This window comes from Macellibacteroides fermentans (assembly GCF_013409575.1).
In the GTDB taxonomy this organism is placed as follows: domain Bacteria; phylum Bacteroidota; class Bacteroidia; order Bacteroidales; family Tannerellaceae; genus Macellibacteroides; species Macellibacteroides fermentans.
Genome location: NZ_JACCCY010000002.1, coordinates 327,140 through 354,136 on the forward strand (window position 1 = coordinate 327,140; position 26,997 = coordinate 354,136).

General features: G+C 40.3%; 25 protein-coding genes and 1 pseudogene. 23 read left to right on the forward strand and 3 right to left on the reverse strand.

Translation table 11 applies throughout. The features are described 5' to 3' along the window. Positions 1 to 208: 208 nt before the first annotated feature. Positions 209 to 1,204, reverse strand: coding sequence for an IS481 family transposase (locus F5613_RS06435; RefSeq protein WP_179399145.1), 996 nt, complete (start codon positions 1,202 to 1,204; stop codon positions 209 to 211). Between the two features lie 112 nt (positions 1,205 to 1,316). Next, complete coding sequence (locus F5613_RS06440; RefSeq protein ID WP_179399146.1) at positions 1,317 to 1,574, reverse strand: hypothetical protein; 258 nt, start codon at positions 1,572 to 1,574, stop codon at positions 1,317 to 1,319. Between the two features lie 656 nt (positions 1,575 to 2,230). Between F5613_RS06440 and F5613_RS06450 the strand changes: the two genes are divergently transcribed. The 18 genes and pseudogenes from F5613_RS06450 to F5613_RS16510 form a co-directional block, all read left to right on the forward strand. After that, entirely contained in the window at positions 2,231 to 3,376 is a 1,146-nt protein-coding gene (locus F5613_RS06450; protein WP_179399147.1) for an SPFH domain-containing protein, read from the forward strand. A 235-nt stretch (positions 3,377 to 3,611) separates the two neighbouring features. Next, on the forward strand, positions 3,612 to 4,769 hold the full coding sequence (locus F5613_RS06455; protein ID WP_179399148.1) for an IS4 family transposase: 1,158 nt from the start codon (positions 3,612 to 3,614) through the stop codon (positions 4,767 to 4,769). A 21-nt stretch (positions 4,770 to 4,790) separates the two neighbouring features. After that, a complete protein-coding gene (locus F5613_RS06460; protein WP_179399149.1) occupies positions 4,791 to 5,054 on the forward strand; it encodes a hypothetical protein in 264 nt (87 codons plus the stop codon). 162 nt (positions 5,055 to 5,216) lie between these two features. Further along, positions 5,217 to 6,287 carry a nucleoside hydrolase gene (locus tag F5613_RS06465; RefSeq protein WP_179399150.1) on the forward strand — a complete coding sequence of 357 codons (1,071 nt, stop codon included), beginning with the start codon at positions 5,217 to 5,219 and terminating at the stop codon, positions 6,285 to 6,287. Between the two features lie 138 nt (positions 6,288 to 6,425). Further along, the gene (locus tag F5613_RS06470) at positions 6,426 to 7,565 is read left to right on the forward strand and encodes a leucine-rich repeat domain-containing protein (RefSeq protein ID WP_179399151.1); all 1,140 of its coding nucleotides are present in this window, start codon (positions 6,426 to 6,428) and stop codon (positions 7,563 to 7,565) included. A gap of 50 nt (positions 7,566 to 7,615) precedes the next feature. Continuing rightward, positions 7,616 to 7,927 (forward strand): hypothetical protein, encoded by a 312-nt coding sequence (locus F5613_RS06475; protein ID WP_179399152.1) that lies wholly within the window; start codon positions 7,616 to 7,618, stop codon positions 7,925 to 7,927. After that, a complete protein-coding gene (locus tag F5613_RS06480) occupies positions 7,824 to 9,308 on the forward strand; it encodes a bifunctional metallophosphatase/5'-nucleotidase (protein WP_179399153.1) in 1,485 nt (494 codons plus the stop codon). The genes F5613_RS06475 and F5613_RS06480 overlap by 104 nt, the downstream gene beginning before the upstream one ends. A 122-nt stretch (positions 9,309 to 9,430) precedes the next feature. Then, on the forward strand, positions 9,431 to 10,183 hold the full coding sequence (locus tag F5613_RS06485) for a DUF6935 domain-containing protein (protein WP_179399154.1): 753 nt from the start codon (positions 9,431 to 9,433) through the stop codon (positions 10,181 to 10,183). Between the two features lie 79 nt (positions 10,184 to 10,262). Further along, positions 10,263 to 10,868, forward strand: coding sequence for a hypothetical protein (locus F5613_RS06490; RefSeq protein WP_179399155.1), 606 nt, complete (start codon positions 10,263 to 10,265; stop codon positions 10,866 to 10,868). Positions 10,869 to 10,908: 40 nt separating this feature from the next. Continuing rightward, on the forward strand, positions 10,909 to 11,934 hold the full coding sequence (locus F5613_RS06495) for a hypothetical protein (protein WP_218858890.1): 1,026 nt from the start codon (positions 10,909 to 10,911) through the stop codon (positions 11,932 to 11,934). Positions 11,935 to 12,000: 66 nt separating this feature from the next. Next, positions 12,001 to 12,828: a hypothetical protein gene (locus F5613_RS06500; RefSeq protein ID WP_179399157.1), complete on the forward strand. Its 828-nt coding sequence runs from the start codon at positions 12,001 to 12,003 to the stop codon at positions 12,826 to 12,828. Between the two features lie 59 nt (positions 12,829 to 12,887). Next, positions 12,888 to 13,610 carry a hypothetical protein gene (locus F5613_RS06505; protein ID WP_179399158.1) on the forward strand — a complete coding sequence of 241 codons (723 nt, stop codon included), beginning with the start codon at positions 12,888 to 12,890 and terminating at the stop codon, positions 13,608 to 13,610. Positions 13,611 to 13,635: 25 nt separating this feature from the next. Then, positions 13,636 to 14,610, forward strand: coding sequence for a hypothetical protein (locus F5613_RS06510; protein WP_179399159.1), 975 nt, complete (start codon positions 13,636 to 13,638; stop codon positions 14,608 to 14,610). Positions 14,611 to 14,633: 23 nt separating this feature from the next. Beyond that, complete coding sequence (locus F5613_RS06515) at positions 14,634 to 15,638, forward strand: hypothetical protein (RefSeq protein ID WP_179399160.1); 1,005 nt, start codon at positions 14,634 to 14,636, stop codon at positions 15,636 to 15,638. Between the two features lie 96 nt (positions 15,639 to 15,734). Then, complete coding sequence (locus tag F5613_RS06520) at positions 15,735 to 15,917, forward strand: hypothetical protein (protein WP_179399161.1); 183 nt, start codon at positions 15,735 to 15,737, stop codon at positions 15,915 to 15,917. Between the two features lie 187 nt (positions 15,918 to 16,104). Further along, entirely contained in the window at positions 16,105 to 17,169 is a 1,065-nt protein-coding gene (locus F5613_RS06525; protein WP_179399162.1) for a hypothetical protein, read from the forward strand. Beyond that, positions 17,123 to 17,806 (forward strand): hypothetical protein, encoded by a 684-nt coding sequence (locus F5613_RS06530; RefSeq protein ID WP_179399163.1) that lies wholly within the window; start codon positions 17,123 to 17,125, stop codon positions 17,804 to 17,806. The genes F5613_RS06525 and F5613_RS06530 overlap by 47 nt, the downstream gene beginning before the upstream one ends. Positions 17,807 to 18,244: 438 nt before the next feature. Next, positions 18,245 to 18,745, forward strand: a pseudogene (locus F5613_RS16510) (IS1595-like element ISBaba1 family transposase); the annotation flags it as partial. Between the two features lie 738 nt (positions 18,746 to 19,483). Here the strand turns inward: F5613_RS16510 and F5613_RS06545 are convergent. Continuing rightward, complete coding sequence (locus F5613_RS06545) at positions 19,484 to 19,741, reverse strand: hypothetical protein (RefSeq protein ID WP_179399146.1); 258 nt, start codon at positions 19,739 to 19,741, stop codon at positions 19,484 to 19,486. A 273-nt stretch (positions 19,742 to 20,014) separates the two neighbouring features. On the opposite strand from F5613_RS06545, the gene F5613_RS06550 reads away from it, so the two are divergent. The 5 genes from F5613_RS06550 (at position 20,015) to F5613_RS06575 (ending at position 26,945) form a co-directional block, all read left to right on the forward strand. Further along, positions 20,015 to 20,923 carry a transposase gene (locus tag F5613_RS06550; RefSeq protein WP_246303365.1) on the forward strand — a complete coding sequence of 303 codons (909 nt, stop codon included), beginning with the start codon at positions 20,015 to 20,017 and terminating at the stop codon, positions 20,921 to 20,923. A 683-nt stretch (positions 20,924 to 21,606) separates the two neighbouring features. Further along, positions 21,607 to 22,515 carry a transposase gene (locus F5613_RS06560; RefSeq protein ID WP_246303365.1) on the forward strand — a complete coding sequence of 303 codons (909 nt, stop codon included), beginning with the start codon at positions 21,607 to 21,609 and terminating at the stop codon, positions 22,513 to 22,515. A gap of 56 nt (positions 22,516 to 22,571) precedes the next feature. Continuing rightward, a complete protein-coding gene (locus tag F5613_RS06565) occupies positions 22,572 to 23,720 on the forward strand; it encodes an SPFH domain-containing protein (protein ID WP_179399167.1) in 1,149 nt (382 codons plus the stop codon). Positions 23,721 to 23,807: 87 nt separating this feature from the next. Continuing rightward, a complete protein-coding gene (locus F5613_RS06570) occupies positions 23,808 to 25,373 on the forward strand; it encodes a DUF1565 domain-containing protein (protein WP_179399168.1) in 1,566 nt (521 codons plus the stop codon). A gap of 93 nt (positions 25,374 to 25,466) precedes the next feature. Then, positions 25,467 to 26,945 carry a hypothetical protein gene (locus F5613_RS06575; RefSeq protein ID WP_179399169.1) on the forward strand — a complete coding sequence of 493 codons (1,479 nt, stop codon included), beginning with the start codon at positions 25,467 to 25,469 and terminating at the stop codon, positions 26,943 to 26,945. The last annotated feature ends 52 nt before the right edge of the window (positions 26,946 to 26,997 follow it).

Below are 26,997 nucleotides of genomic sequence, written 5' to 3' on the forward strand. Positions count from 1 at the left end.
ATACGGGACGAGGCTTGAGATCTGCTACTTTGATCGAATGCCTGCTCATCCAATTCTGGATACCTCCGTAGCAGACATGACGTTCTTTGCAATAGTCCCGTAAAGTCATGCTACTTAAAATACAGATTTGCCTGTACTCTTCGATTGCCAATGCATAAAGTTCGGATGCTTTCATTTGTTTCTTTTTTGAAAACAAAGGTAAAGGGGATCAAATGTGTTCACAAGATGGCATCGCGGAGACGCTTACTCTACCGGAATGAGTGCGCTCATTATTGTAATACTGCAGCCATATATCCGCATCCGTTTGAAGTTCTTCAACGGATTTGTAAATCTTCTTACGAAACGCAGTAGCATAGAACTCTTCCTGCATGGTTCTGTGGAAGCGTTCACAAATGCCGTTTGTTTGAGGACTTTTAGCTTTTGTTTTGGTGTGGTCAATATCCTCAATGGCCAGATAAAGTTGATATTCATGGTGCTCTCTTGCGCCACAGTATTCAGTTCCTCTGTCTGTAAGTATTCTCATAAGAGGAATACCATACTGGTCATACATGGGGATTACCCTGTCATTAAGCATATCTGCAGCCACCAATGCCACTTTGCGATCGTAGAGCTTAACGGTAGCCACCTTAGCATAGGTGTCGATAAAAGTCTGCTGATAAATACGACCAACACCTTTGATATTACCCACATAGTACGTATCCTGAGCACCGAGATAACCCGGATGGTAGGTTTCAATTTCTCCTTTGGATACTTTTTCTTCCTTAGCCTTCTCTAAGGCCACCACCTGTGCTTCGGTGAGCACCAAACCTTCCTGTGCTGCTTTGGCTTCAAGTGCTTTCAGTCGCTTCTTAAAGGTTTCCAGATCATTGCGAAGCCATACACAACGAACTCCTGCCGGTGATATAAATATGCCTTCTTTTTTCAACTCGTTCGATACCCGAACCTGACCAAAGGCCGGATTCTCTGTGGCAAACGAAACAACTCTTTGCTCTATTTGAAGTTCTATGCGATTCTTTACTATCGGTTTGCGACGGCTGATTTCCTGCAAACCTAACTCGCCACCTGTTTCAAATAAATCTTTGTAACGGTAAAATGTGTCGCGACTGTAACCTAAATACTTACATGCTCTTGATACATTTCCTAATTCTTCTGCTAAATTTAGCAGACCTAATTTGTTTTTGATTAACTTTGTCTCTGTATTCATTTCTGACAGTTTTTAAGGGTGAAACTTATTTTGTTTGTGATATTACAAATTTAAGTATTTTGCCCTTAACTGTCAGATTAAATCGAAACTAATTCAAATAAGGTGAGGATAGTTAAACCATAGAGGAATAGTTGCCCTTGTGTAGTTTTTTTATCCTTCTTACACGATATCCTAAATCCATGAAAATCTCACAAAACTTATCTCTACCCATTGTTTGGGGCTTCAAGGTTTCGTACAACTTCTCAACTCCACAACCCGGATGCCCACCCCTGATAATATCTGCCTGAGATATCAACTCTTTTAATTCAGAGTCGAACAACTCTTGTCGCTTTCTGCTTTGATGCACCGATTGCTTACTTATATTCAACATATTATAAAGACTATTTAAACTATAATTCAACTTTTCTTTGTTGTCTTGGAACCACCAGAGCGTTGGATGTTTGAGTTTTTTTTTATGTCCATATCATAATGCTCTTTGGCCAAATCAATCATCTTTTCTAAATAGTCAATATTCATTTCTTTTGACCTACAGCTTGTTCCAACTCTTTTATACGAGCTTCCATTTGTCTGATCTTTTCAGCGTTACTATCTTTCATCTCTACTACTTGGGCACCTTTTTTGTTATACTTAGAATACTTATAAATCCACCTATAAATAAGTGAGGTCGAAATATCGTAAATTCTCTCCATTTCTGGAACAGAATATTAACCGGATTCATAATCACGAACAATTTTCAACTTGAAATCTTCCGAAAATCTTCGATGATGTCGCACGCGTTTACCTGTTTTCAACATAATGATCTTTGTTTGAAAACGGTCAACCTATATCAGCCAATTAGCACATACAAAACACACATAATCAATATGATACCACAAACAAATGCACTAATTGTGCTAATTATTTAAACGTTAATGCGTGCTTTATGCTATTATTTGCGTGATAAGTGCAGATAATAATTATTGATATATCTCAAATTTGCAATAAAGAAATTTGAAAAATAAAATCAATAATTAAAAGCAAAAAGCTATGGCACTTTTCAACAAAATCAAACAAAAAGCATTCGGTGAATTTATTGATATTATCGAATGGACAGATGACACGAGCGATACCATGATTTGGCGTTTTCCACGTTACAATTCTGAAATCAAAAATGGAGCACAGCTCACGGTACGCGAAACGCAGGTGGCGGTGTTGGTAAACGAAGGACAATTTGCGGATGTGTTTCAGCCTGGTCGCCATGAGCTAACCACCTCCAACATGCCCATCCTCACCACCATTCGTGGTTGGAAGTATGGCTTCAATTCGCCTTTCAAGGTGGATGTATATTTTGTAAACACCAAGCAGTTTTTGAATCAGCGTTGGGGAACGGCAAACCCTATTATGATGCGCGACCCTGAATTTGGTCCCATCCGCTTGCGTGCATTTGGTTCATACAACTTCCGTGTACAGGAAGATCCCATTCCATTTATAAAAAATGTGGCAGGCACAAGTGGCGAGTTCACCACTGAAGGCATAAGCGAGCAGCTTCGCAATTTTGTGATAACCAAGTTTACCGACTATTTGGGCGAATCTAAAATAGCCGCATTAGATTTGGCAGCCAATATGAATGAGTTTTCGCAAGAACTGACCATCGGTCTCAAGGATGACTTTGCTAAATATGGTATCGAGCTGACCCGTTTTTTGGTAGAGAATATTTCGTTGCCAGAGGCTGTGGAAGAGGCATTAGACCGCCGCACAAGCATGGGCGTGATTGGCAATATGACCGCTTATACCCAGATGCAGTTTGCAGATTCGTTGAAAGATTCGGCAAACAATCCCGCCGGAGGTGGCAACCTTGCCGGCGATGCGATGGGTGCAGGTATTGGACTGGCTATGGCAGGACAAATGGCGGGGCAGATGATGAATCCTCAGGGCGAACAATCTCAAAATCCTGCTGGCTTTAATCCTCAGCAAGGTGCACCTCCTCCTATGCCGCCACAGGTAATGGTCCATGTGGCTGTGGATGGCGTGCAACAGGGGCCTTTCCCAATGGCTCAACTGCAACAAATGGTGCAACAAGGGCAACTTACCCCCGATACATTGGTTTGGACGGCAGGAATGGCGGGCTGGGCAGCAGCAAATTCAGTTCCAGCGTTATCGCAGATGTTTGGCGCGGTTCCACCGCCTTTATAATTAATTGAATGTCAGTGTTATGGCTTTTATGGGATCAGGCTGATTTCTGGTATTTGCCATAAAAGACAATGAGCCTGATAGAAATCTATTTGAGAAATAAAAAGTAACAAACTGATGTTTCGCAGTTAAAAATGAAGTTGATAATCAGAGGATAAGAGATAAAAAAAGCAGCATATTTTAGCTAATATATCATTGAAAATGATTATCTTAGCGATGGAAACCAAACCATTAAAATATGCTGCAGGACAAAGATATTAAAAAGATTCAAGAGTTGAAAGCGGACTTTACCCCCGGCAGGGTTTCCGCTGAAGATATTTTTAGCCGCTTCAAGGCGTTGAAGCTAAGCGAAGGTCTTTCTGAGTTCAAATGGTTCAAGACCCGGGGATATGATTTTAAAATGGTCCTGGCCCTGCTGGTCTCCATGGTGGTCAGTTCAGACAAGACGGTCAACTCCTATCTGAACAGCCCCACAGGTGAAGGTTCCACCATGGGCAAGGATGTGTTCTATCGCTTGAAGAACAGTTCCATCATATGCTGGCGGATGCTTATGTGGCATCTTGTGCATCGTTTTCTGACGGTGACGTCCAAAGATAGTGATGTAGATGATACCTCATCCCGTTACCTGATCTTCGATGACACCACCCTGTCTAAAACCGGGAAGCGTATAGAGAAGATCGGGAAGGTATGGGATCATGTAACCAACAGCTACGTGCTTGGATTCAAGCTGTTGGTGATGATGTACTGGGACGGTAAGTCCTCCATACCACTGGATTTCAGTCTTCACCGGGAAAAAGGAAAAAAGCAGGAACGCCCGTTTGGGATGACCAAAAAGCAGATCCGCAAGCAATACAGTTGCAAGCGTATCAAGGACTCGTACACCGCTAAACGTGTGGAAGAACTGGACACGAACAAGATTCAGATGGTCCTGCGGATGTTTTTCACGGCCATCTATCGCGGGCTTCGTGTTGATTACGTCCTGGTGGACAGCTGGTTTACTTGCGATGCGTTGATACAGGCTATCCGGAGTGTGAAGGACAAGGAAGTTCACCTGATCGGGATGTACAAGTTTGCAAAGACTAAGTTTGAGTACCAGGGTAAGAGCCTGACTCACGCCCAGATCAATAACATGCTGGGCAAACCCAGGCGCTGCCGTTCCCTGGGTTACCAGTACAAACAGGCCAGGGTGCTGTACCAAGGTGTTGAGATCTGCCTTTTCTTTAGTCGTCGGGGCAAAAATGACAAATGGAAGGTTTTGTTGACGACGGACACGAAACTGACGTTCAAGGGATTGATCGGGCATTACCAGGTAAGATGGGTTGTGGAGGTGTTCAATCGAGAATCGAAGCAATTGTTGAACCTGGGAAGATGTCAATCCAGTAACTTTGACGCCTAGGTAGCAGAAACGACCATCAGCATGATAGCCTATCTGTTATTGACACTGCGTTTCCGGTACGATAACTACGAGTCGAAAGGGGCACTTTATCGGTCAATGAACGCCGATGTGCTCAGGGAAACACTCGACAGACGGCTATGGGGGCTGTTCATCGAGTTAGTCTGCTCAGTATGCGAGGTATTGGAGATGGATGCCGATGATTTACTTGAAAAAATGTTGGCCAATCCAAAAGCAGAATCCATGATCATTGCACTGTGTTGTTCGGTGATGGTTAAGGACGATTGAGAAATTGTAAAATATAAAATGTTATAGTACAGAGATATAGATAATAATGCATTTCCCTTCTATTTCTTTGTCAATGGTTTGAGGGAAGTGCGAAACATGAGTAAATACTGGGCTTTTATTTTTAAATTTATATGAAATACAAACCTATTAAAAATTCCAACTATGAGAAAAATGATTTTTAGCACTCTCGTCTGCCTGATTTTATTCGGGGCAACTGCACAAGCACAAAAGAAAGAAAAAGTGATCCTAGATACCGATATGGTGGAGGTTTTCGATGATGGCATCACGATGATGATGCTTGCCAATGCTCCCAATATCGATCTTATTGGGGTTACCATTGTTGTTGGAAATACCTGGGTTCCTGAGGGAACTGCCTACGCCATCCGACAGTTGGAGGACATTGGAAAATCTCATATTCCTGTTGTACCGGGCATTCGCTACCCTATATTTCCAAGCCGTTTTGAAACCATTAAGAACGAGCGTATTTTGTTTGGTATTGGCGATGCTTATGTAGGTGCTGCGGGATATCCCGAGCCAAAATCGTGGGAATCGGTGTATTTGCAAAAATATGGGTCAGAATCAACTGCGAAACCTTTGGATATGAAGGCGGTCAACTTTATTATCGATGAGGTAAAGAAAAGTCCAAACGAAATAACCATCATTGCCATTGGCACATGTGTAAATCTGGCAACAGCGGTCCGTATGGCCCCCGAAATAATTCCATTGATTAAAAAAGTAATCTACATGGGAGGTTCATTCTTTAAACCCGGAAACACTACGCCCACCGCAGAATTTAACTGGTGGATGGACCCTGAGGCGGCAAAAATATGTCTGCGTTCTCCTTTCAAGGAACAGATTATTGTAGGATTGGATGCATGCGAAAAAATGCCGTTTAAAAAAGACAGGTATAAGAAAATAACTGATATCATTAAAAATCCTGACTTGAAAGCGATGATGAAGCGTAACTTCTTAAACGCACTCTACATCGACGATACAGAATATGTGCATTATATCTGGGACGTAATTGCAGGAGCTATTATGATGGACCCTACCTTAATTACAGAGGAAGTCACACGTTATGTGGATGTGAATTCGCAATTCGGTTTCTCTTACGGGCAATCGGTCGCTTTTGAACGCAATCAACCGGTGGGAACGCAGGAGGCTCGCATTGTACTTACCGTTGATAGCGACAGGCTGTGGAAAATGGTAGAAGACTATTGCAGGGAGTTTTAGTGAGTTGGAACCTGGAAGTAGGAAGTAAGAAGTAGGTAGCTTGAGGAGTCGTCCCTCGTCCCACACGTCCCTCGTCCCCAAAAAAGTAAAAAAAAACAAAAGTAAGACTGAAAAATACAAACTCAAAAAAAAGGAATTATGAAAAAAGTATTTTTAACAATGGCATGCCTGTTCATGGTCATAGCCCTAATCAGTTGCAGTGGTTCTGCACCTAAGCAATTGACTGACCGGGAAATTTTAGTGAAAATTTATGAATCTATGAACGGTTCTAACTGGAAAGGGTCCGAAGCTACGAATTGGCTTAGTGAGAAACCGATTGGGGAATGGGAAGGTGTGAAAGCCAATGATGAAGGAAGGGTGATTGCATTGCGGATTGCAGGAGACCATGTAAACGGAATTTTACCTGCTGAGATTGGAGGACTGACTGCATTGGAACAACTTTTTGTTTTTGTCAGAGAATGCGATGCTCCTAATGTTATCCCTAAAGAAATTAGGAGATTGACAAAGTTGAATAATTTGTCCCTTACGGTGCATACAAAGCCAAAAATGGATAAACCGGTATTGCCGGATCTTTCCACCCTTGTTGATTTGAAAAAATTATATCTCAAAGGATTTGGTGGAGTTATTCCTGAAAATATTTCACAATTAAGCAAATTACAGGTTTTGGGACTTCATGGATATGAAGGTAAAATTCCCGAAAGTATTTGTCAGTTAGCGGACCTAACCGAACTTTCCATTTCAATGCCCAATCAACCCGTAAATGGGTTGCCTGAATGTGTTGGCAGGCTAAGCAAGTTAACATTACTTAAGGTAGACTTCAGTATTGGATCTGTAGGTGGAAATAAAGAACCCATTGGAAAATTTCCTGAATCAATATGGGATTTGACAAATCTTGAATACCTGACTATGAATGCTTTAAGTAATTCCGGCGGCCCCATACCCGGCGACAAAGTGGCCAAAATGACCAATCTGAAAAGTGTAACTATAGTCAATTGTGGTCTTACCGGAAAGCTTCCTGTCGAATTATTTGCATCAGGTAAATTAATTGGTTTGGGTTTTTATCAAAACAAACTTACTGGAAGTATCCCGTCTGAAATAGGCACATGTCTCAATTTGGCTACACTCAGACTGAATCAAAATCAGCTCACCGGCAAGATACCTGCAGAATTAGCTAAATGTGTAAAGCTAACTGTATGCGATTTGTCGGGCAATCAGCTCTCGTCTGAACTTCCGGCAGCCCTGAAAGCACATCCTAAATTTAGCAATTTTAAATTTTAGGTGGAAATTGAACGCCAATCATTTAAAACATAACGCTATAAAACAATACTATGAAGCTATTTGTCAACGATGAGGAAGTAACGATACATAACGGAGCCAAAGTATTGGATGTAATGCGGGGCTATTACATGGCTCGCAACAAAAAACTGCCCCGGAAAATGCCAATCGTGACCGATGCCTATGGCAATAGCGTAGCTCCCGATGGCGCCCTGAGCGAAGGAAATCACTTGTACATTAAAACTAAAAAACAAACGCACAATGAAAACAATAACAACATCACAAAAGCTAATCTGCGGTATTGCTCTGCTTGGAACTACACTTTTGATAAGTTGTGGCACAAACCGCAAAGTAAAAGTAGCTGAGCTTCCCAAAGCAAAAACGATAGAAATCCTTGCCGTGAACGATATGCACGCAGCCATTGATAATTTCCCCCGGCTTGCCTTTATGGCTGACAGTTTGCGGAATATATACCCCAACTTATTGCTTATTTCGGGTGGTGATAATCAAACAGGAAACCCGGCAAACGACCAATATCCCGAAAAGGGAATACCCATCATTGAGCTGATGAACGCCGTGAAATTTGATATGTCGGCAGTGGGTAACCACGAGTTTGACTCCCGCCTTGTGGGTTTTGCAAACATCACACACAAAGCGAAGTTTGATTTCCTTAGTGCCAATATCGATCTGCCGAAAACACCCGATTTTCGCATTAAACCATATGTAATAATTAAAAGCCCAAATGGGCTGAGAACAGCCTTTGTGTCCTTTTTGGACATAAACGACAATGGAATTCCGGACACACACCCGGATAATGCAAAAGGATTTGGGTTTAAAGACCCGTTTCAAATCGCCAAAGAATATCTCTTCCTGAAAGACAGTTGCGACGTATTTGTGATGGTGAACCATCTCGGATTTGAAAACGATGTGAAATTAGCCAATCAACTGCCGGCAAATAGCGTAGATGTAATGATTGGCGGACACTCGCACACCAAAGTCGAAAAAGATCAAATCCACAATGGAATTATGATTACGCAGGCCGAACGGAAACTCAAATATGCAACGCTCATTAAGCTGAGAGTTGGTCCCGAAGGAAAGGTGGGTAGAGAAATGCAGTTGCTAACCGTGGGCAAGAAGGGGAATTCCCGTGCCGACATTCAAACAATGGTGGATGCCTACAACAACAATCCGGCATTGACCGAAACCATCGCAATAGCCGAAGACGATTTTTCAAACTACGAAGAAATAGGATTCCTGATGACCGATGCCATACGCTTTGCTTCGGGAACCGACCTTGCTTTTATCAATCCGGGTGGGGTTCGTATATCAACGCTTGCCAAAGGTCCGGTGCGTACCAAGGACGTTTATGAAATGGATCCTTTCGGCAACGAAATAGTGCTGTTTAACCTTACAGGCCACGAAATGCGCAATCTGTTTCTCAGTGCATTCCTACTCGATGACCATTTGCCCATTTATCCTTCGGGAATGACTATGCGCTATATGCTAAACCCCGATGGGAAGCTTAAAGATGTGGAACTTTTAACAACCGACGGAAAACCGTTTGATATGGACAAAACGTATTCCGTAGTCATGAACGATTATATGGCTTCGGTTTATAAATACGACCACAACGATCCCGGACAGGGACTGTTTCGTCCTTCAGCAGAAACCACCATTGAATACCTTAAAGGGCTGAAAACCATTCCAAGTTATAGAGGAGTGACAAGGGTGGAGATGGTGAAGTAGGGAGTAGGGAATAGGGAGTAGGAAGTAGGAAGAGTAGGAAGAAAAAACGAAGTATTTTTTGTAGCCGATAGGCTGGTCGATAAACAAGAATAATGTAAAAACTTTTAATAAAACAGATGACAATGAAAACAACCAAATTAATTAATGTTCTGATTTTAGCGATTGCGCTGGTCATAAGCTTCAGCGCCTGCAAGAAAGCCACTCAGGATTTTGTAGAAGAAAAGGTGCCTGCCGACAATGCTTCCATTACCGGAACACTTGCCGGTAAAATTAACCATGATGAGCTTGATATGAGCGACAAGGCATCCTGCACCTTCGATCGTTTCCCATGGACGGTTGCAAAATTTCAGGAATTGCAGGCACAGGTTTCCACCGAGCCGCAAGGCGCCGTAACCATGGTGTTGATTGCCATGGAAATATACCGCAAATACCCCGTTTTTGGCGAAAAGTGTTTGTATCTGGCAACCACTGAAAATGAACACGATCCCAACAAACCCGGGCGTATGAGCAAGGACCGGATAATGCATCGCCTCAGCGAACTGCTTCGCGGTAAAGATGAATATTATGCGCGTCCCTATCAGGTAGCCGCTTACCTGAAAGGTGCCCATCAGCAAAACGGATACATACCTGAAAAGCCCTATACCGTGGAAGTGGAGGCTATGAATTCCAATTATGAATACAACAGTAAAATGGATGCTAAATTCATTCAGTACTATGTGCTCACCGGCGGTAAAGACAGCGGCAAAGACATCATTCGTGTAATCAAACCCTGGGACAGCAAATATTTTCTAGTCGATAATTTTCCCGGACTTTATTCACAGGTAAAAGAGCTGCCCGGCAGCAAAACCTGGGACGATAACATGTTTATTAAGTAAGTGGTAATCCGTATTAACGTGAATAAATCATGCTGATAATTCATCAGTAGCAAACACCAGACTAAAAAACCTTATTAATATGAAAGCGAAATTAGCCCTACTCCTGATTGCGGCAGTTGTACTCAGTCAAAATCTATTTGCAGATTCTCCGCTGACTTCCACACCAATTAGTGAAGCTTATAAAGATTCAAAAATAGTTCAGTTAGCTTCCACAACCGAAGGAAGGTTAACGATTAAATTAATGAATTATCTGAATGAAAGTATGCATCCGGTTGAATTGAAAATAGCAGTAATCAATCAACTGGGCTGGGGTTTTAATGGTTTTAACAATGCCCACTACTTCTATGAATATTTGCAGGAGAAATATAACTTTAAAGACACAGATGAATTCCTTAATCAGGCCAGTGCTGATTTGCTGATTTCTTTGGCTTACCTGCAGGCAATGGAAAACTATTTCAATGTTGACGAGCCAATTATTTACGCACTCAAAGCAAGGTCGAAGAACAACGAAAGTTACACAATCAATATTATTTGCGCACTGATTGAGGCACAAAAAGCGATGGATTCAGATTGGAGTGAGGTTTATAACCTAACGAACAATGTTCGCCTGAATAGATCATTGAATAGAGATATGAAAGAAGAAGCGGTTAAAATAATTTTTGAATACATGGATTTGTACAAATGACTTCGGACTTAATGTTTTAACTTTTAAAACAATGAAAATAATGATGAAAAAATCGATTCTTTCTTCAACAACACTACTGTTTTCAATACTGGCAATTGCACTCTCAACAAGCTGCAACCAGGCCGCCCGCAACCAGGAAGATAATACTTCCGGTTCTTTGATGGGAAAAACAGATGCGCAGCAAATTGCTTCGGGCGATAAATGGCTGAAAAGCATCTTTCAATGCTCCGCTGAAATCGGCTACTGTCTGCCTGATGAGAAGAAAGTGTTTACCGAACGGTATCTTGAGTTTTATCACGAAAAGCTCGAAATCTATGAATACCCTGAATTTGAGGCACAAGAAGAGCAGATAGCTGCCGAAAAAGTGTTTAAAAACAAATGGAAAATGATTTATCCTTTGGGTAAGGAAGTTTGGGCCCCGTTTGGAATGGGAAACGGCATGGAAGCAGGCGATAAATTAGAAAATGTGACCATAACCCACCTTTCTGATTTGAAATTTACAGCACTTATTGACTACGGTGAAGAGAACGTTTTTTTCAATACTCTAGTGCTTATCCCGTCGGCCGATGCATTTTTGATAGACTATATTGAAACAGCGTTAATCGATGTACATCAGGGTCATATAAATCTTCCCTTTTTACAAAATCTCGCACTTGCTAAATTTCAATTGGGAGCCAATCCCGATGATGCAAAACGTTTGTTGGGTAAACCACAATCTGAGAATACAGAAACAGAACCTTTGGAAGTTTCCGGTTACATAGATGAGGATTATATTGTGACGACCACAACCATGGAGTACGAGGGCATTAAGCTACTCTATGATGACCAACGTATGATTCACGCCACCATTGACAAACCGGGAAAGCAGTTTGGATGGATTATTTGTGGCGACAAAAACTGCGACAAGGATTTTCTAATGCAAAAATTCAGGCTGACCGAAGAGGATGTTTACGACAATGACGAAGGGGATAAAGCATTGGTGATGAATTGGGAAATCTTCTCATTGGTCGTTTTATTGGATGCGGATAATCTGGTTAAAACAATAGAATTTAACGCTGGGCCTTGATGGAAAAACAAACCTGGGAAAGAAAAATTGACGGATTTATCATTAACAAATAACAAAAACAAACACATGAAAACAAAAATATATCTGCTTGCACTTCTTGCATTCCCTTGTGCCTGTATTGCTGAGAATAATGACAGCGACCGGGCTAAGAACGATTTGAACGGTAAAATTAAGTCAGTTAAAGAATCCTATTACAGAGCCGCAAATACAAAAGGAGATTTTAAATTGCGAAGTATTAATGAAAGCACATTTAATAAAGAGGGCAACAAAACAGCTTATATTCAGTACACATCTGAGGGTGATATTATTTCAAAACAGCTTTACACCTATGATGACAAAAACAACCTGATTGAAGATAATTCGTACGGTTCCTACGGAGAGCTCTCTACGAAAACGACGTATACATATGACAGCAAAGGAAACCGAGTAGAAGAAATTCTATTTGAAGATGGGTTTCCTCCTTTAAAGGAACTCTATAAATATGACGACAGCGTCAATATGATTGAAAAGAAACAATACAATCCTGAGGGTATCTGTTGGAATAAGATAGTCTATTCATATGATGAAACGGGAAAAATGGTTGAAGAGAACCGTTTAGGTCCTGATGACGCGCACATAGAGAAAAAACTGTATAAGTATGATGACAATGGTAATGTGATTGAGGTACAATCACTTTCTTCCCTGAATAGCAGCCATAATTACAAAACGCTCTCCATGTATGATAATAAAAACAACTTAATTGAATATAGCTACCTGCAAGATGGCAGCTCCGCACCCTTCAAAACAACATACAGCTACGAATTTGACGAACCAGGAAACTGGATTATGTCAACTGAATTTAAAGATGGTATTCCCCAAAATAAAACGGAAAGAGAAATTGAATATTTCGATTGAGAATAATCTTGCCTTAAACCTTGAATGACAACGGTAACAGGGATTAAAAAACGAGAAACATGAAAACCAAATATTATCTACTTGTTGTGCTCACATTGCTTTTTGCCTGTACAGGTGAAAGTCAAAAGAGCGCCAATGCCGAAACTTCTGATTCTATGAGGCAGGAAAATAAAGATGCAACAGAAGACTACGATGCATCGAAAGTAAACATTAAAGACATCTTCCTGCTGTTGCCCGATGATGCATTTCCAATAGAAGGAATCAGCCTGGCCAATCGAAAGCTGTTGCTCAACCACATTGGCGACGAAAAAGGGTATGACATTTCGCCCACGCCCATTGAAATTTGCGATGTAAAAAATGGATATCTCAATCTTACCGGAATGCAGTTTGGATGGGAAATGTGTTATTGGAATTTGAAAGATGGCCGTAAGCTGGTAGCTGTAAATAGCGGTTCGGAAACAGGGAGTGACATAAGGATATTTTTCTACCAAAACGACAAATTGACCGAAGACTACAATTATCAACTTGGTGGAAAGCAAAACTATACGTTATCTGATTTTGTGGATGTTTCGCAACTGTCGTCCGAAACCCGAAAGTATGCTGAACAACAATTTGCCAAAGGGGATTATCATCTCTACTACGAATTGCCCCGGAAAGGAACCTCTATAAAAATAGGTATGGATGTCAATGAAATGACGGAGAACCCTGAGGACTACGATGTTTTTTACGAAGCAAACAAAGATGTTATCCTGAAATGGGAAAACGAAAAATGGGTAAGATAATCGTTTGACTTGAAATTTTATGGATATGAACCGAACAATCTGTTTTTTCTTAATCCTTTTACTGTTTGCAGCATGCACAGATGGTAATAAAAGCCGAAATGCCGAACAGCAAGCAGCGGACACGGCCTTAGGCAAGGCTTACAGGCAATCTACCCTGGCTTATCTTATAGATGGAGAACTCTATTTTCACAGCTTTGACGAAAACACAAAAGTAAAATTTGCAGAAGAGCCCGAACCCATCTTAAATTTCGTGTTCGATAAGGAAGGTGAAACATTGTATTACAGCGTAGAGCGCGAAAACATGCTATGGCTTAAATCCGCAGACATCAGTAAATCGGAAATTACACCTGAATGGGTAATCAGCTGGCAACTGATAAAGGACAATGCATTCTCTCACACAGGGATGAGCCCTCTTTTTTACCATGAAGGAAAAGTTATTGTAATGCACAGGTATCATGATGATTCCCCGTATTTTGACAAGATGTGTTTTTACTATATCGACGAAAAAAACATAGCTCAATTAGCCTTAGATATTGATTTTATACGAAGCACCTGTAGTATGCTCCCAAGTGAAGAAATTGATAACTATTTTGAAGTAGCCGAAGAGCAGCTCTACTATGTACATAATAATGCAAAAGTGTGTTTAACTGACAAAATAGATTTTAAGGCAATAGAAGAAGAAAATGGAGATGATTCTTATATATCTGATACACGACATTATAGTTACTATATATTTTCACCTGATAGGTCAAAAGTTGCCTTTGTGGCTGAAATGTTGGAAAACGATTGGGTACACGGTCCCTACTGTATAGCCAATGTAGATGGTAGTAAGCAGATGGCATTAAAAGAATCAAATTTAATGGTGGATTCAAAACCAACATGGCTCAACAATAATGAGATGGTTTTCAGAAGCTTTTTGGGCGACCTCTATGTTGCAAACAACAATAAAAACAGCATCGAAAAGATAGCTGAAGGTGTAACGGATTTTAAATCGAGATAACTTAAAACAAAAAACGCAATATTATGAAACAAATCATCTGTTTATTAGCAATGCTTGTCACTTTTGCAGCCTGTACAGGTGACAATCAAAAAAACGAAAACGCTGAAAATCAAATAGCGGACACAACTTTGGCAGAAGACATTATAGATGAGCCTGCCGTTATTGCCTACACCCAGTGCCCCCTGGCATATCTGATTAATGGCGAATTGTTTTTTCACAGTTTTGACGACAACCAAAAAGTGAAATTTACAGAAGAACCCGAAGCCATCTTTAATTTTACCTTCGACCCTGAAGGTAATATCATGTATTACAGCGTGGAACGCGATAGTATGCTGTGGCTTAAATCGGCAGACATCAGCGATTTAGAGATTACCCCACAATGGCTGATGAATTGGAATCTAAAAAAGGACGACTGCACCTCAGACACATACCTTGAAACAAGCCCACTCTTTTTAAACAATGGAAAACTGATTATACGTCACAATTTTAACTGGGATTACTATGATTTTAAAACCATGGCGATTTACTCCATTGTCAATAAGAATATTACCCAAAAAGAGTATGACTATAGCTTTATTAGGAAGCTTTCAGGAGAGTTATCCTATAATAAAGCTGAACAATACTTTAAAACCATTGACGAGAACCTATACTACACACGCAATAACGTAAAAGTATGTTTGACAGACAAACTGAATTTCGAGGTACTGAGGAAGAAAGAGGATGAAGATTATTGGGTTGAAACAGAGTTCATCTCATTTACGCTTTCACCGGATGAGACAAAAATTCTTTACGGTACAATCATTGAGATGGGCGATTTAGGACACGGTCCTTATTGTATAGCCAACAAAGATGGTAGTAATCAGATGATACTAGAACAAACGGATATCGGGAGCAATAAAAATCCTGTATGGCTCAAAAACAACAGTATAATATTCACAGATTATGAAAAAAATCTGTTTGTTGCAAACAACGATGAGCTTTCCATCCAAAAAATTGCAGAAAATGTTTCGCTTTATGGAGCGAGGTAATAAAAGAGCAATGGCAGGTGGAGAACTTCTCCGCAGTCAGCCTCAACTTTCGGCCTCAATCTATTTATTATCATTATTAACATAACCAAAACAATTATGACAGCAACAGCAAAAAAATCATTCCTTTTCCGGATTTACGGAACATATGCACTCAAAGATGACCTTGGTACAATCCTTACAGGACACATTGAACACGGCAAAGTGTGTTTAAATGACCAGGTGGTGTATGCCGACAAAAGCCAGACCCCCGTTTTTGAATGCACAATTGCCGATATTTAAAGATTGCCCATGACAAGGCTCACCGAAGCCTCTGCTGAAGAAATGGGATAAAGGAGTATATCCATGCAAATTTTCGTACATTTAAGTCATGAGTTTGAAACAGGCGGCTTTATTATGAAAATTAAATGAAAGTCCTTGCCCCACAAAGTCCTTAATTCAAGCCTCCAACTATTAAAATTTAACAACCATGAGCAAACTAACGTATTTTATCATTTCCCTTGTCCTACTTACAGCGTGCAACGGCAACCCCGGGAAAACAGATACGCAGCCGGACAGCGTAAACTACAAAACTTACCACAACGATCGATACGACTACACCGTTGAATATCCCGATTTCCTTATTCCGCAAGGCGAAGCGGATAGCGGAGACGGTCAAAAATTCATTTCGGAAGATCAAAAAATCCAACTGATCGTTTATTATGAGTTCAAAGATGATCCCACTAAAGATGGTGAACCTCCTTCGGTTGAAAAGGCATACGCAGAGGATTTAGCTTTCATAACAGGAGTTCTCAGTAAAAAGCTCGAAGACAACCACTATATTATCAAATATAAGGTTGATAATATGTTGCACACTGATTATACTGTGTTTAATGATAGATATTTCACCATTCGCTTCGAATATCCCGAAGAAGAGAATGACAGGATGGAAGGCGTTATTGAACATATAATCAATTCTTTTAAATTGGAAGTGCTTGATTATAATGCAAATGCGCAAAATGGCAATGCTTCTTCCGGAGAACCAGAAGATCTGTTTCCCGCTTTTATCGAGGGCTTCCTGAACGATTGCTATTGGGGGAAAAACTTTAGCAGCCTGCTCAAGAACAATGACAAAACACTGGCTACATACATTGATTCGAAAATGGATGTAAGACGATACCACGCTCCAGGTACTGTCACAAAATTGGCGACCAGAGCTGAAAATTTTGGCTTTACTGAATATGACGACTATGATCTAAAGCCGATGCATGATGGAGAAATAATACTTGAATATATAAACGATGGCGGGTCTCCTGAAGACCTCATTTATACAAACAGCAATGTTGTCTATTATGTTGCGATAGAAAAGGTTCCTGAGCTGCTTGTTAATATGGAAACCTTTGAAACAAAACCGGTAAAAACAGCCTACCCAAATGCAAAACTCATGGCAGTCTATTTACCCGATAGATATCTTAATCCCCGCGGATTTTATTTCATCAACACACCCAATGGCTGGAAACTTGCTTTTGTGGATGATTCGTTTGGTGGGGCGTAAACTGAAAAAAGACGATTGCATAACCGACACCTATGGCGAAATAAGCCCGCTTCTTTACCATAAAGGAGAACTGCTTATGGAGCACGGCTTTGTTTGGGACTACTACGATTTTAGGAAATTTGACATATACTCCATTGCCGGAAAAGAAAAAAAATCTCTGGACAAGGAATCTGACGGACGGGTTTTAGGAAAATTCATGACGGAACTTCCTCGTAATAAAGCAGATCAGTACTTCAAAACAACAAAACAACAACTCTATTATACGCGCAACAATGTAAAAGTGTGTTTGTCTGACAAACTGGATTTTAATGTGCTAAGAAATAAAGAGAGTGAAGATTATTGGGTTGAAACAGAGTTCATCTCATTTACGCTTTCACCGGATGAGACAAAAATTCTTTACGGTACAATCATTGAGATGGGCGATTTAGGACACGGTCCTTATTGTGTAGCCAACAAAGATGGTAGTAATCAGATGATACTAGAACAAACGGATATTGGTAGTAATAAAAATCCTGTATGGCTCAAAAACAACAGTATAATATTCACAGATTATGAAAAAAATCTGTTTGTTGCAAACAACGATGAGCTTTCCATCCAAAAAATTGCAGAAAATGTTTCGCTTTATGGAGCGAGGTAATAAAAGAGCAATGGCAGGTGGAGAACTTCTCCGCAGTCAGCCTCAACTTTCGGCCTCAATCTATATATTATCATTGCAAAGGTAGTAAGACTATCTGCGGAAAGGGCTACCGAAGGTTTAGTTCAACAGCGGTTTGGCAAACGTTGTGCGTCATCCAATAAAAAAACCTTGCTAAAATGAAACACTGGACATGCTTACCTATTTTCACAATCATTGCCTGCACTAATCAGCAGCAGAAAGCTAATCGCCCTGATACTTTGGTTTCAGACCCAATAACAACTGAGACAGACAATTAATATGAACAAGAGATTTTAAATCTACATCCATCCTCTGTTCATCTTCTTGACTTTTCCGATAGAGCAAAAGCGGAATGGACTCGAAGAGATAATTTATTAAATCAATTGAATTAGGCGCATTGCCAATACGCTTAAAAGCCTTATCTTAGCGGTATTAAATATTTTGATATGGAAAAAAAAGTTTGATAGCTTAACAATTTTTGAATTCCAAACAAGATTCCCAGACGATAGGGCATGCCTGGCTTACTTATCCGAACAAAAATAGGGAGATGGCTACAGGTGCCCTAAATGTGGAAACAACAGGTTTTGCGCTGGCGAAAAGGAATTCAATCGTCAATGTACTAAATGTCGCTACATTTCATCACCTACTAGTGGCACCTTGTTTCATAAGGTTAAGTTTCCCTTGTTAAAGGCCTTCTATTTAGCATATTACGTTAGCACGAGCAAAAAAGGCATATCAAGTACCGAGTTGAGCCGAAAATTAGGACTAAGGCAAAAAACTTGCTGGTTATTCAAACAGAAAGTAATGAACGGCATGAAGAGTAGTGGTCAGTTCAAAATTTCCGGTATGGCAGAGGTAGATGAAACGGTAGTGGGTGGCCAGGAAGAAGGTGTCCGAGGCAGAAAGAACAAAAAAGAAAAAGCTGGCTCGATTTGGCAGGAGCAAAGAAAAACGGAGCGATTGCAAATTAGTGGTATTAGCTTTAGTAATCAATGCACAGGGCTTTCTAAAATACTCGAACATCTTCGAGGGAAACAAAAGCGACTCCAAATCACTGCCCGACATGATAAACAAGATACGCATGAAAACAAGTACCGAAAGACGCGCCATAGTGGTACTCGATGCGGGAATTGCCACGGAAGAAAATCGCAAACTGATAAAAGGAATCGGATTCGACTTCGTCTGCGTAAGTCCCACCAAAATAAAGGATTATCGGATACAGCCGAGAAAACCAGTTTGCCAGATTACTACTACTACAAACAAACAAACAAACAGAAAGTGAGTCTTCAAAGAATATTGTCTGACAAGCATACAGATTATATTGTGAAGGCTCGGAGTGAAGGCAAGATGCTGAAAGAGCAATCGATGAAAAATCAGTTTGAAGCAAGATTTTTACACGAAATAGAAAACACCTTTCGCTGTCTGAAAACAGACCTCGACTTACGTCCGATCTATCATAAGAATGATGATTCAACGATGGCGCACCTTCATTTGGGTTTGCTAGCCTACTGGGTTGTAAACACAATCCGATATCAACTGAAGGCAAAAGGAATCAACAGCGGATGGCAAGAGATACAAAGAAAAACCAACACCCAGAAGATTATAACAACAACCGGGCAAAACTCTTTTGAACAAACCATTCAAATAAGGTGAGGATAGTTAAACCATAGAGGAATAGTTGCCCTTGTGTAGTTTTTTTATCCTTCTTACACGATATCCTAAATCCATGAAAATCTCACAAAACTTATCTCTACCCATTGTTTGGGGCTTCAAGGTTTCGTACAACTTCTCAACTCCACAACCCGGATGCCCACCCCTGATAATATCTGCCTGAGATATCAACTCTTTTAATTCAGAGTCGAACAACTCTTGTCGCTTTCTGCTTTGATGCACCGATTGCTTACTTATATTCAACATATTATAAAGACTATTTAAACTATAATTCAACTTTTCTTTGTTGTCTTGGAACCACCAGAGCGTTGGATGTTTGAGTTTTTTTTTATGTCCATATCATAATGCTCTTTGGCCAAATCAATCATCTTTTCTAAATAATGCGAATCAGTAGTTGAAATCACTTGCTGATTCATTTAGTTAAAATGTTGTTATACAGTTTATTATTACATTAAAATATTTCTTAATCTCCCTGGAAATCAGTATCTTAGAAGAATAAAACCACTCATTTTTCTAATTATGATTCCCAAGGAGAAAGAACTTAAGCTTATAAAAATATATATGTATATCTGCGATATCTATGAGTCTTCACTGAAATTTTGTTGTCAGAGATTCAGTAATAATGCAACTCCTATCTTCACCGACCAGGAACTGCTTACTGTATACCTGTTCTGTGGAGCTTATCAACGCTACTTCAGTATCAAAGAGATACATACATTCACTAAAGAATATTTGCTTTCTTGGTTTCCTTGTCTACCTTCTTATCAGACGTTCAATTATCGATTGAACCTGTTAAGTGAGGCAATTAATGAACTCGTAAAGCATCTCATTACATCCTTTAAACCAGAAGATTGCGACAATATGACATCACTGATCGATTCCATGCCAATTGTTACCTGCAAAGGAAAGAATAAAACAGGAAAAGTGGCTACAGAAATTGCAACAAAAGGCTACTGCTCTACCAAAAATATGTACTACTTTGGTTTGAAACTCCACACGTTAGCTTTCAGAAGGAAAGGAACTATTCCATTCCCTGAGATGTTGATACTTTCATCTGCGGCAGAGAACGATTTGACGGTACTTAAAACAGAAGCAGCAGACAGCCTGACCAATAGAAGTATCTTTGCCGATAAAATCTACTCCGATTTCTCTTTTTGGGGAGAAAAACACAGGGAAATAGGTCTGGATATGCTAACTCCCGTAAAAGCTATTAAGGCTGAAGAGCCCGTAATTACTCAAAGAGAGAAAGCCCACAGAGACTTATTTTCGACGGCTGTTTCTAAAGTCAGACAACCCATAGAGTCTTTCTTCAACTGGTTGAATGAGAAAACAAATATTCAAAGAGCGATGAAGGTCAGATCAACATCTGGACTTCTTATACATACGATGGGGAAAATAGCCATCGCATTCATTTATCTAATTGTTTAAAACAAATGAATCAATGTCAAATACTGATTCGCATAAATAGTCAATATTCATTTCTTTTGACCTACAGCTTGTTCCAACTCTTTTATACGAGCTTCCATTTGTCTGATCTTTTCAGCGTTACTATCTTTCATCTCTACTACTTGGGCACCTTTTTTGTTATACTTAGAATACTTATAAATCCACCTATAAATAAGTGAGGTCGAAATATCGTAAATTCTCTCCATTTCTGGAACAGAATATTAACCGGATTCATAATCACGAACAATTTTCAACTTGAAATCTTCCGAAAATCTTCGATGATGTCGCACGCGTTTACCTGTTTTCAACATAATGATCTTTGTTTGAAAACGGTCAACCTATATCAGCCAATTAGCACATACAAAACACACATAATCAATATGATACCACAAACAAATGCACTAATTGTGCTAATTATTTAAACGTTAATGCGTGCTTTATGCTATTATTTGCGTGATAAGTGCAGATAATAATTATTGATATATCTCAAATTTGCAATAAAGAAATTTGAAAAATAAAATCAATAATGCGAATCAGTAGTTGAAATCACTTGCTGATTCATTTAGTTAAAATGTTGTTATACAGTTTATTATTACATTAAAATATTTCTTAATCTCCCTGGAAATCAGTATCTTAGAAGAATAAAACCACTCATTTTTCTAATTATGATTCCCAAGGAGAAAGAACTTAAGCTTATAAAAATATATATGTATATCTGCGATATCTATGAGTCTTCACTGAAATTTTGTTGTCAGAGATTCAGTAATAATGCAACTCCTATCTTCACCGACCAGGAACTGCTTACTGTATACCTGTTCTGTGGAGCTTATCAACGCTACTTCAGTATCAAAGAGATACATACATTCACTAAAGAATATTTGCTTTCTTGGTTTCCTTGTCTACCTTCTTATCAGACGTTCAATTATCGATTGAACCTGTTAAGTGAGGCAATTAATGAACTCGTAAAGCATCTCATTACATCGTTTAAACCAGAAGATTGCGACAATATGACATCACTGATCGATTCCATGCCAATTGTTACCTGCAAAGGAAAGAATAAAACAGGAAAAGTGGCTACAGAAATTGCAACAAAAGGCTACTGCTCTACCAAAAATATGTACTACTTTGGTTTGAAACTCCACACGTTAGCTTTCAGAAGGAAAGGAACTATTCCATTCCCTGAGATGTTGATACTTTCATCTGCGGCAGAGAACGATTTGACGGTACTTAAAACAGAAGCAGCAGACAGCCTGACCAATAGAAGTATCTTTGCCGATAAAATCTACTCCGATTTCTCTTTTTGGGGAGAAAAACACAGGGAAATAGGTCTGGATATGCTAACTCCCGTAAAAGCTATTAAGGCTGAAGAGCCCGTAATTACTCAAAGAGAGAAAGCCCACAGAGACTTATTTTCGACGGCTGTTTCTAAAGTCAGACAACCCATAGAGTCTTTCTTCAACTGGTTGAATGAGAAAACAAATATTCAAAGAGCGATGAAGGTCAGATCAACATCTGGACTTCTTATACATACGATGGGGAAAATAGCCATCGCATTCATTTATCTAATTGTTTAAAACAAATGAATCAATGTCAAATACTGATTCGCATCAATAATTAAAAGCAAAAAGCTATGGCACTTTTCAACAAAATCAAACAAAAAGCATTCGGTGAATTTATTGATATTATCGAATGGACAGATGACACGAGCGATACCATGATTTGGCGTTTTCCACGTTACAATTCTGAAATCAAAAATGGAGCACAGCTCACGGTACGCGAAACGCAGGTGGCGGTGTTGGTAAACGAAGGACAATTTGCGGATGTGTTTCAGCCTGGTCGCCATGAGCTAACCACCTCCAACATGCCCATCCTCACCACCATTCGTGGTTGGAAGTATGGCTTCAATTCGCCTTTCAAGGTGGATGTATATTTTGTAAACACCAAGCAGTTTTTGAATCAGCGTTGGGGAACGGCAAACCCTATTATGATGCGCGACCCTGAATTTGGTCCCATCCGCTTGCGTGCATTTGGTTCATACAACTTCCGTGTACAGGAAGATCCCATTCCATTTATAAAAAATGTGGCAGGCACAAGTGGCGAGTTCACCACTGAAGGCATAAGCGAGCAGCTTCGCAATTTTGTGATAACCAAGTTTACCGATTATTTGGGCGAATCTAAAATAGCCGCATTAGATTTGGCAGCCAATATGAATGAGTTTTCGCAAGAACTGACCATCGGTCTCAAGGATGACTTTGCTGAATATGGTATCGAGCTGACCCGTTTTTTGGTAGAGAATATTTCGTTGCCAGAGGCTGTGGAAGAGGCATTAGACCGACGCACAAGCATGGGCGTGATTGGCAATATGACCGCTTATACCCAGATGCAGTTTGCAGATTCGTTGAAAGATTCGGCAAACAATCCCGCCGGAGGTGGCAACCTTGCCGGCGATGCGATGGGTGCAGGTATTGGACTGGCTATGGCAGGACAAATGGCGGGGCAGATGATGAATCCACAAGCAGGACAGTTTCACGGAGGGCAACAGCCACCTCAACAGGCTGCACCTACTCCACCCCCAATGCCGCAACAAACGACGTATCACGTGGCAGTGGGCGGCGTGCAGCAAGGTCCGTTCCCTGTATCGCAACTTCAGCAAATGATTCAGCAAGAACAGCTTACCCGCGACACCTTGGTGTGGACAGCCGGAATGCCGGCATGGGCTGCGGCAAACTCGGTGCAGGAACTATCGCAACTATTTGGTGCGGTGCCGCCACCATTGTAAATTAAAAAGAAACCACAAAGTGTTGCTCTGACTATTTCGAAGAGAACACTAAAGAAATTACAAAACAAACATAACAAACAAATAAAAATGAAATCAACAACTTACAAAGCAATAATGGCTATAGCATTCCTACTTGCATTCAGCTTTACAATTGATGCACAAATCAACGTTAAAAAATTAGGCAGTCAGATAAAAAGGTCTGCCGAACAGCAGGTTGAACAAAAAGTAAAAGAAAAAGCAGCACGTGAAACCCGCGAAGCATTAGATCGAGGCGAAAAGAAACTCGATCAAGGCATATCAAATGCCACTTCAGGAGAAGCGTCCTCAGGCAATAAGGCTGTTAGTCAGGAAGAAATTCCTAAAGGATCAAAAACCATTTACGTGTCCTCAAACAATGGTAGCAACCGCAATGACGGCAGTCAATCATCGCCACTCAAAGACTTGCAAAAAGCCATTGATGAAGCCCCAGAAGGAGCCCTTATTTGCCTTGCCGAAGGCAATTATCTCGGTTATTTGGATCAGGGATGGGTGAAGGTGAATAAGTATGTTTCTATCGTAGGAGGCTATTCTAATGATTTTTCGCAACGCGACCCTATAAAGTTTCGTACTACAATGCAACCAGGACCAGCTCAGATAATGACTTCGGGCAATCAAGGGGTGATGGATATTCGTGTAGTCGGTAAACGGAATGGTGTAGTGTTAGTAGATGGTATCATTTTCGACCGCGGACAAATCAATGCTTATTTAGCTCCGATTTATGACAATCCGGTAGCCGCTGCTCCTGAGGGATGCGAAACAGGACGTATCCTGGTTGTTGGCGAATCGGTAGCGAGCGTGCCTACTATGAAACCCGAGGGTATGAAAAGCGCATTTCAGCTTATCAGCGGTGAGATGGAGGGAAATTTAACCGTCCGCAACTGTGTGTTTCTCAACGGATATCACTTCGCCATACAGATGGCCTGTAAAGGCGGACATTTTGATATTTACAACAATGTGTTTGTAGCAAACCGAATGGCTGCCTGTGAGGTACGTGGTGGATTAGCACAACCTAATACATCATCCATTGCATTTCACAATAATACTGTACTGTTTACATGGTGCCGCACCAAACTCATGGAAGATATGGGATATGGATTCCGCTATATGACAGGTATTGACGCCGATGTGTATAACAATATAATCGGCTGTTCCAATTATGGCGGTCTGGATCGCGCTTATGTGGATGCTGATAAATCCAAAGAAGCCAAACGGGTAACCTCGGCGTGGAACAACTTGTTTTTTGGAAACCGCAATGGCGATATGGTGCTACCATCTGGTGGCGGCGGATGGACATTTGTTTTAGCAAAGAATTTTGAGGACGTAAACCAATTGCATAAATATGAAAATAATCGTGAGATGAACGAAGCAGAGGTAAATGCCATCAGCAAAAAGATAGATGTGCCTTATTTGAAAGGATTTATAGGAATAACCGGCTCACAAACCTCTTCTTTTAATCCCAATTCATCAGTAAATCAGTTTCGTTCGGCATTGGGAATGAATATGCAAGGCACTGAAACTATACGTGTTTCCATGTATGGCAATCGTTATCCATACGAAAAGACATTTGAGCTTTTCGGAGCCGTCGATGGATATGGGGCACAGATGATTAAGTAGGGAGTTGGAAGTTGGAAGTGAGAAGCAAACCCGTAAAGCGGTTTAAAGTCACTTTACCGAATGTCCACTAATATTAACATAAAAAAAACAAAGATGAAAACAAAATCAATTTTTCTGGTGCTGCTCATCGTGGTATTTTGTATGCCTGTGCAAGCACAAATCAACGTTAAAAAATTAGGCAGTCAGATAAAAAGGTCTGCCGAACAGCAGGTTGAACAAAAAGTAAAAGAAAAAGCAGCGCGTGAAACCCGCAAAGCCCTAGACAAAGGCGAAAAGAAAATGGACCAGGGCGTTTCCAATGCTACTTCGGGCGGAAGCTCTACAGACAAGAAAGGAGTCGCAGACGATTCCCAAAAGAAATATAATCCGGGTGTCGAAGCTCCTGCTGTTGACCCAAGGGCTTCTGACGGAAACTCTAAAGACAACAAAGGAGTTGAAACCAACAACAAAGAGAAATACACCCCGAGTGCCCAAGCACTTGCTGCCGACCCAAAGGCTTCTGACCAGACTGTAGAACCCGGCTTTACAAAATCGATAAGTGAAATACACGCAGCTTATGAGCAGCTCGACCCAAAAGTATTTACTTATCAACCCTACTATGAATATAAGGACTTTTACAATGTTCATGATAAATCTACTGAAGATTTTCGTGTAAGAGAATTTAACTCCCTAATAGCTAATATCGCAAGCTTAGGACCTTTAAATTACTATCCTGTGAACTATTTAAAGATAAAAACACCTGATGGTAATTTATTGGTAACCATGGATGAACTTTTCAGAAATGCCTGGACAGCTCAGTTTGTTGCCGATCCAATGAGTTCTGAAGCATTTGATAAGTTTACAAAAGCACTTATGTTTGGAAATCAGATATTTGAGGCAAAAATATATTACGAAATGGACAATCCGGATAAAGGAGTTGTACATGCAAAAACGGGTGAATTATTAATTGCACCTTCACGTAGCATTTACGAAAGTCGTCAGGATAGACGGGAAGAAGCAGGGCTATCCTTAGCGCGTAATGTAGTATCGATGGATTATGTTCGTACTTACCTAAAAGATCTGTTTAAACAGTTTAACACAGAAACTGATGCAGTGGTGAAGTATAAATTGTACTGGCAAATTGATGCTGTTATGCTTGATATCTTTAGAAAACATAAAGATTATAATTCTTCTGATGTTGCCAATCGTCAAATTGAAGCATCCTATAGCGCCATGGAATCTCAACGTATGGATGTTGAATCAGATGCACGCTTGAGTAATGCCAAACCCGTTGAAATGCCTAAGGGGGTGAGTATAGATGCAGCCACCTCAGCAAAAGTAAATGGTATGGCGAAAGAAATGCTTGGGGCTGAATATGTAAAAACTATATTTTTAAGTAGCAAATGGTCAGAGTTTCAGGAAGACAAATATCCTTATCGGGTGATGCATTTAAGTTTACCAGCAGCAGTTATTGTGAAAAGAGCTGATAAATATTTAATGAATTACTATGACATTACCAAAAGCCCTAATGGAGGTGAGTGGAATATGATGGTAAAAATGGGCTCAAGTTTTCAGCCCGTAAATTACAAATAGTGACCATATGTTTCATACCACAAACCGTGAGTAATGAAAAAAACAATTTAAA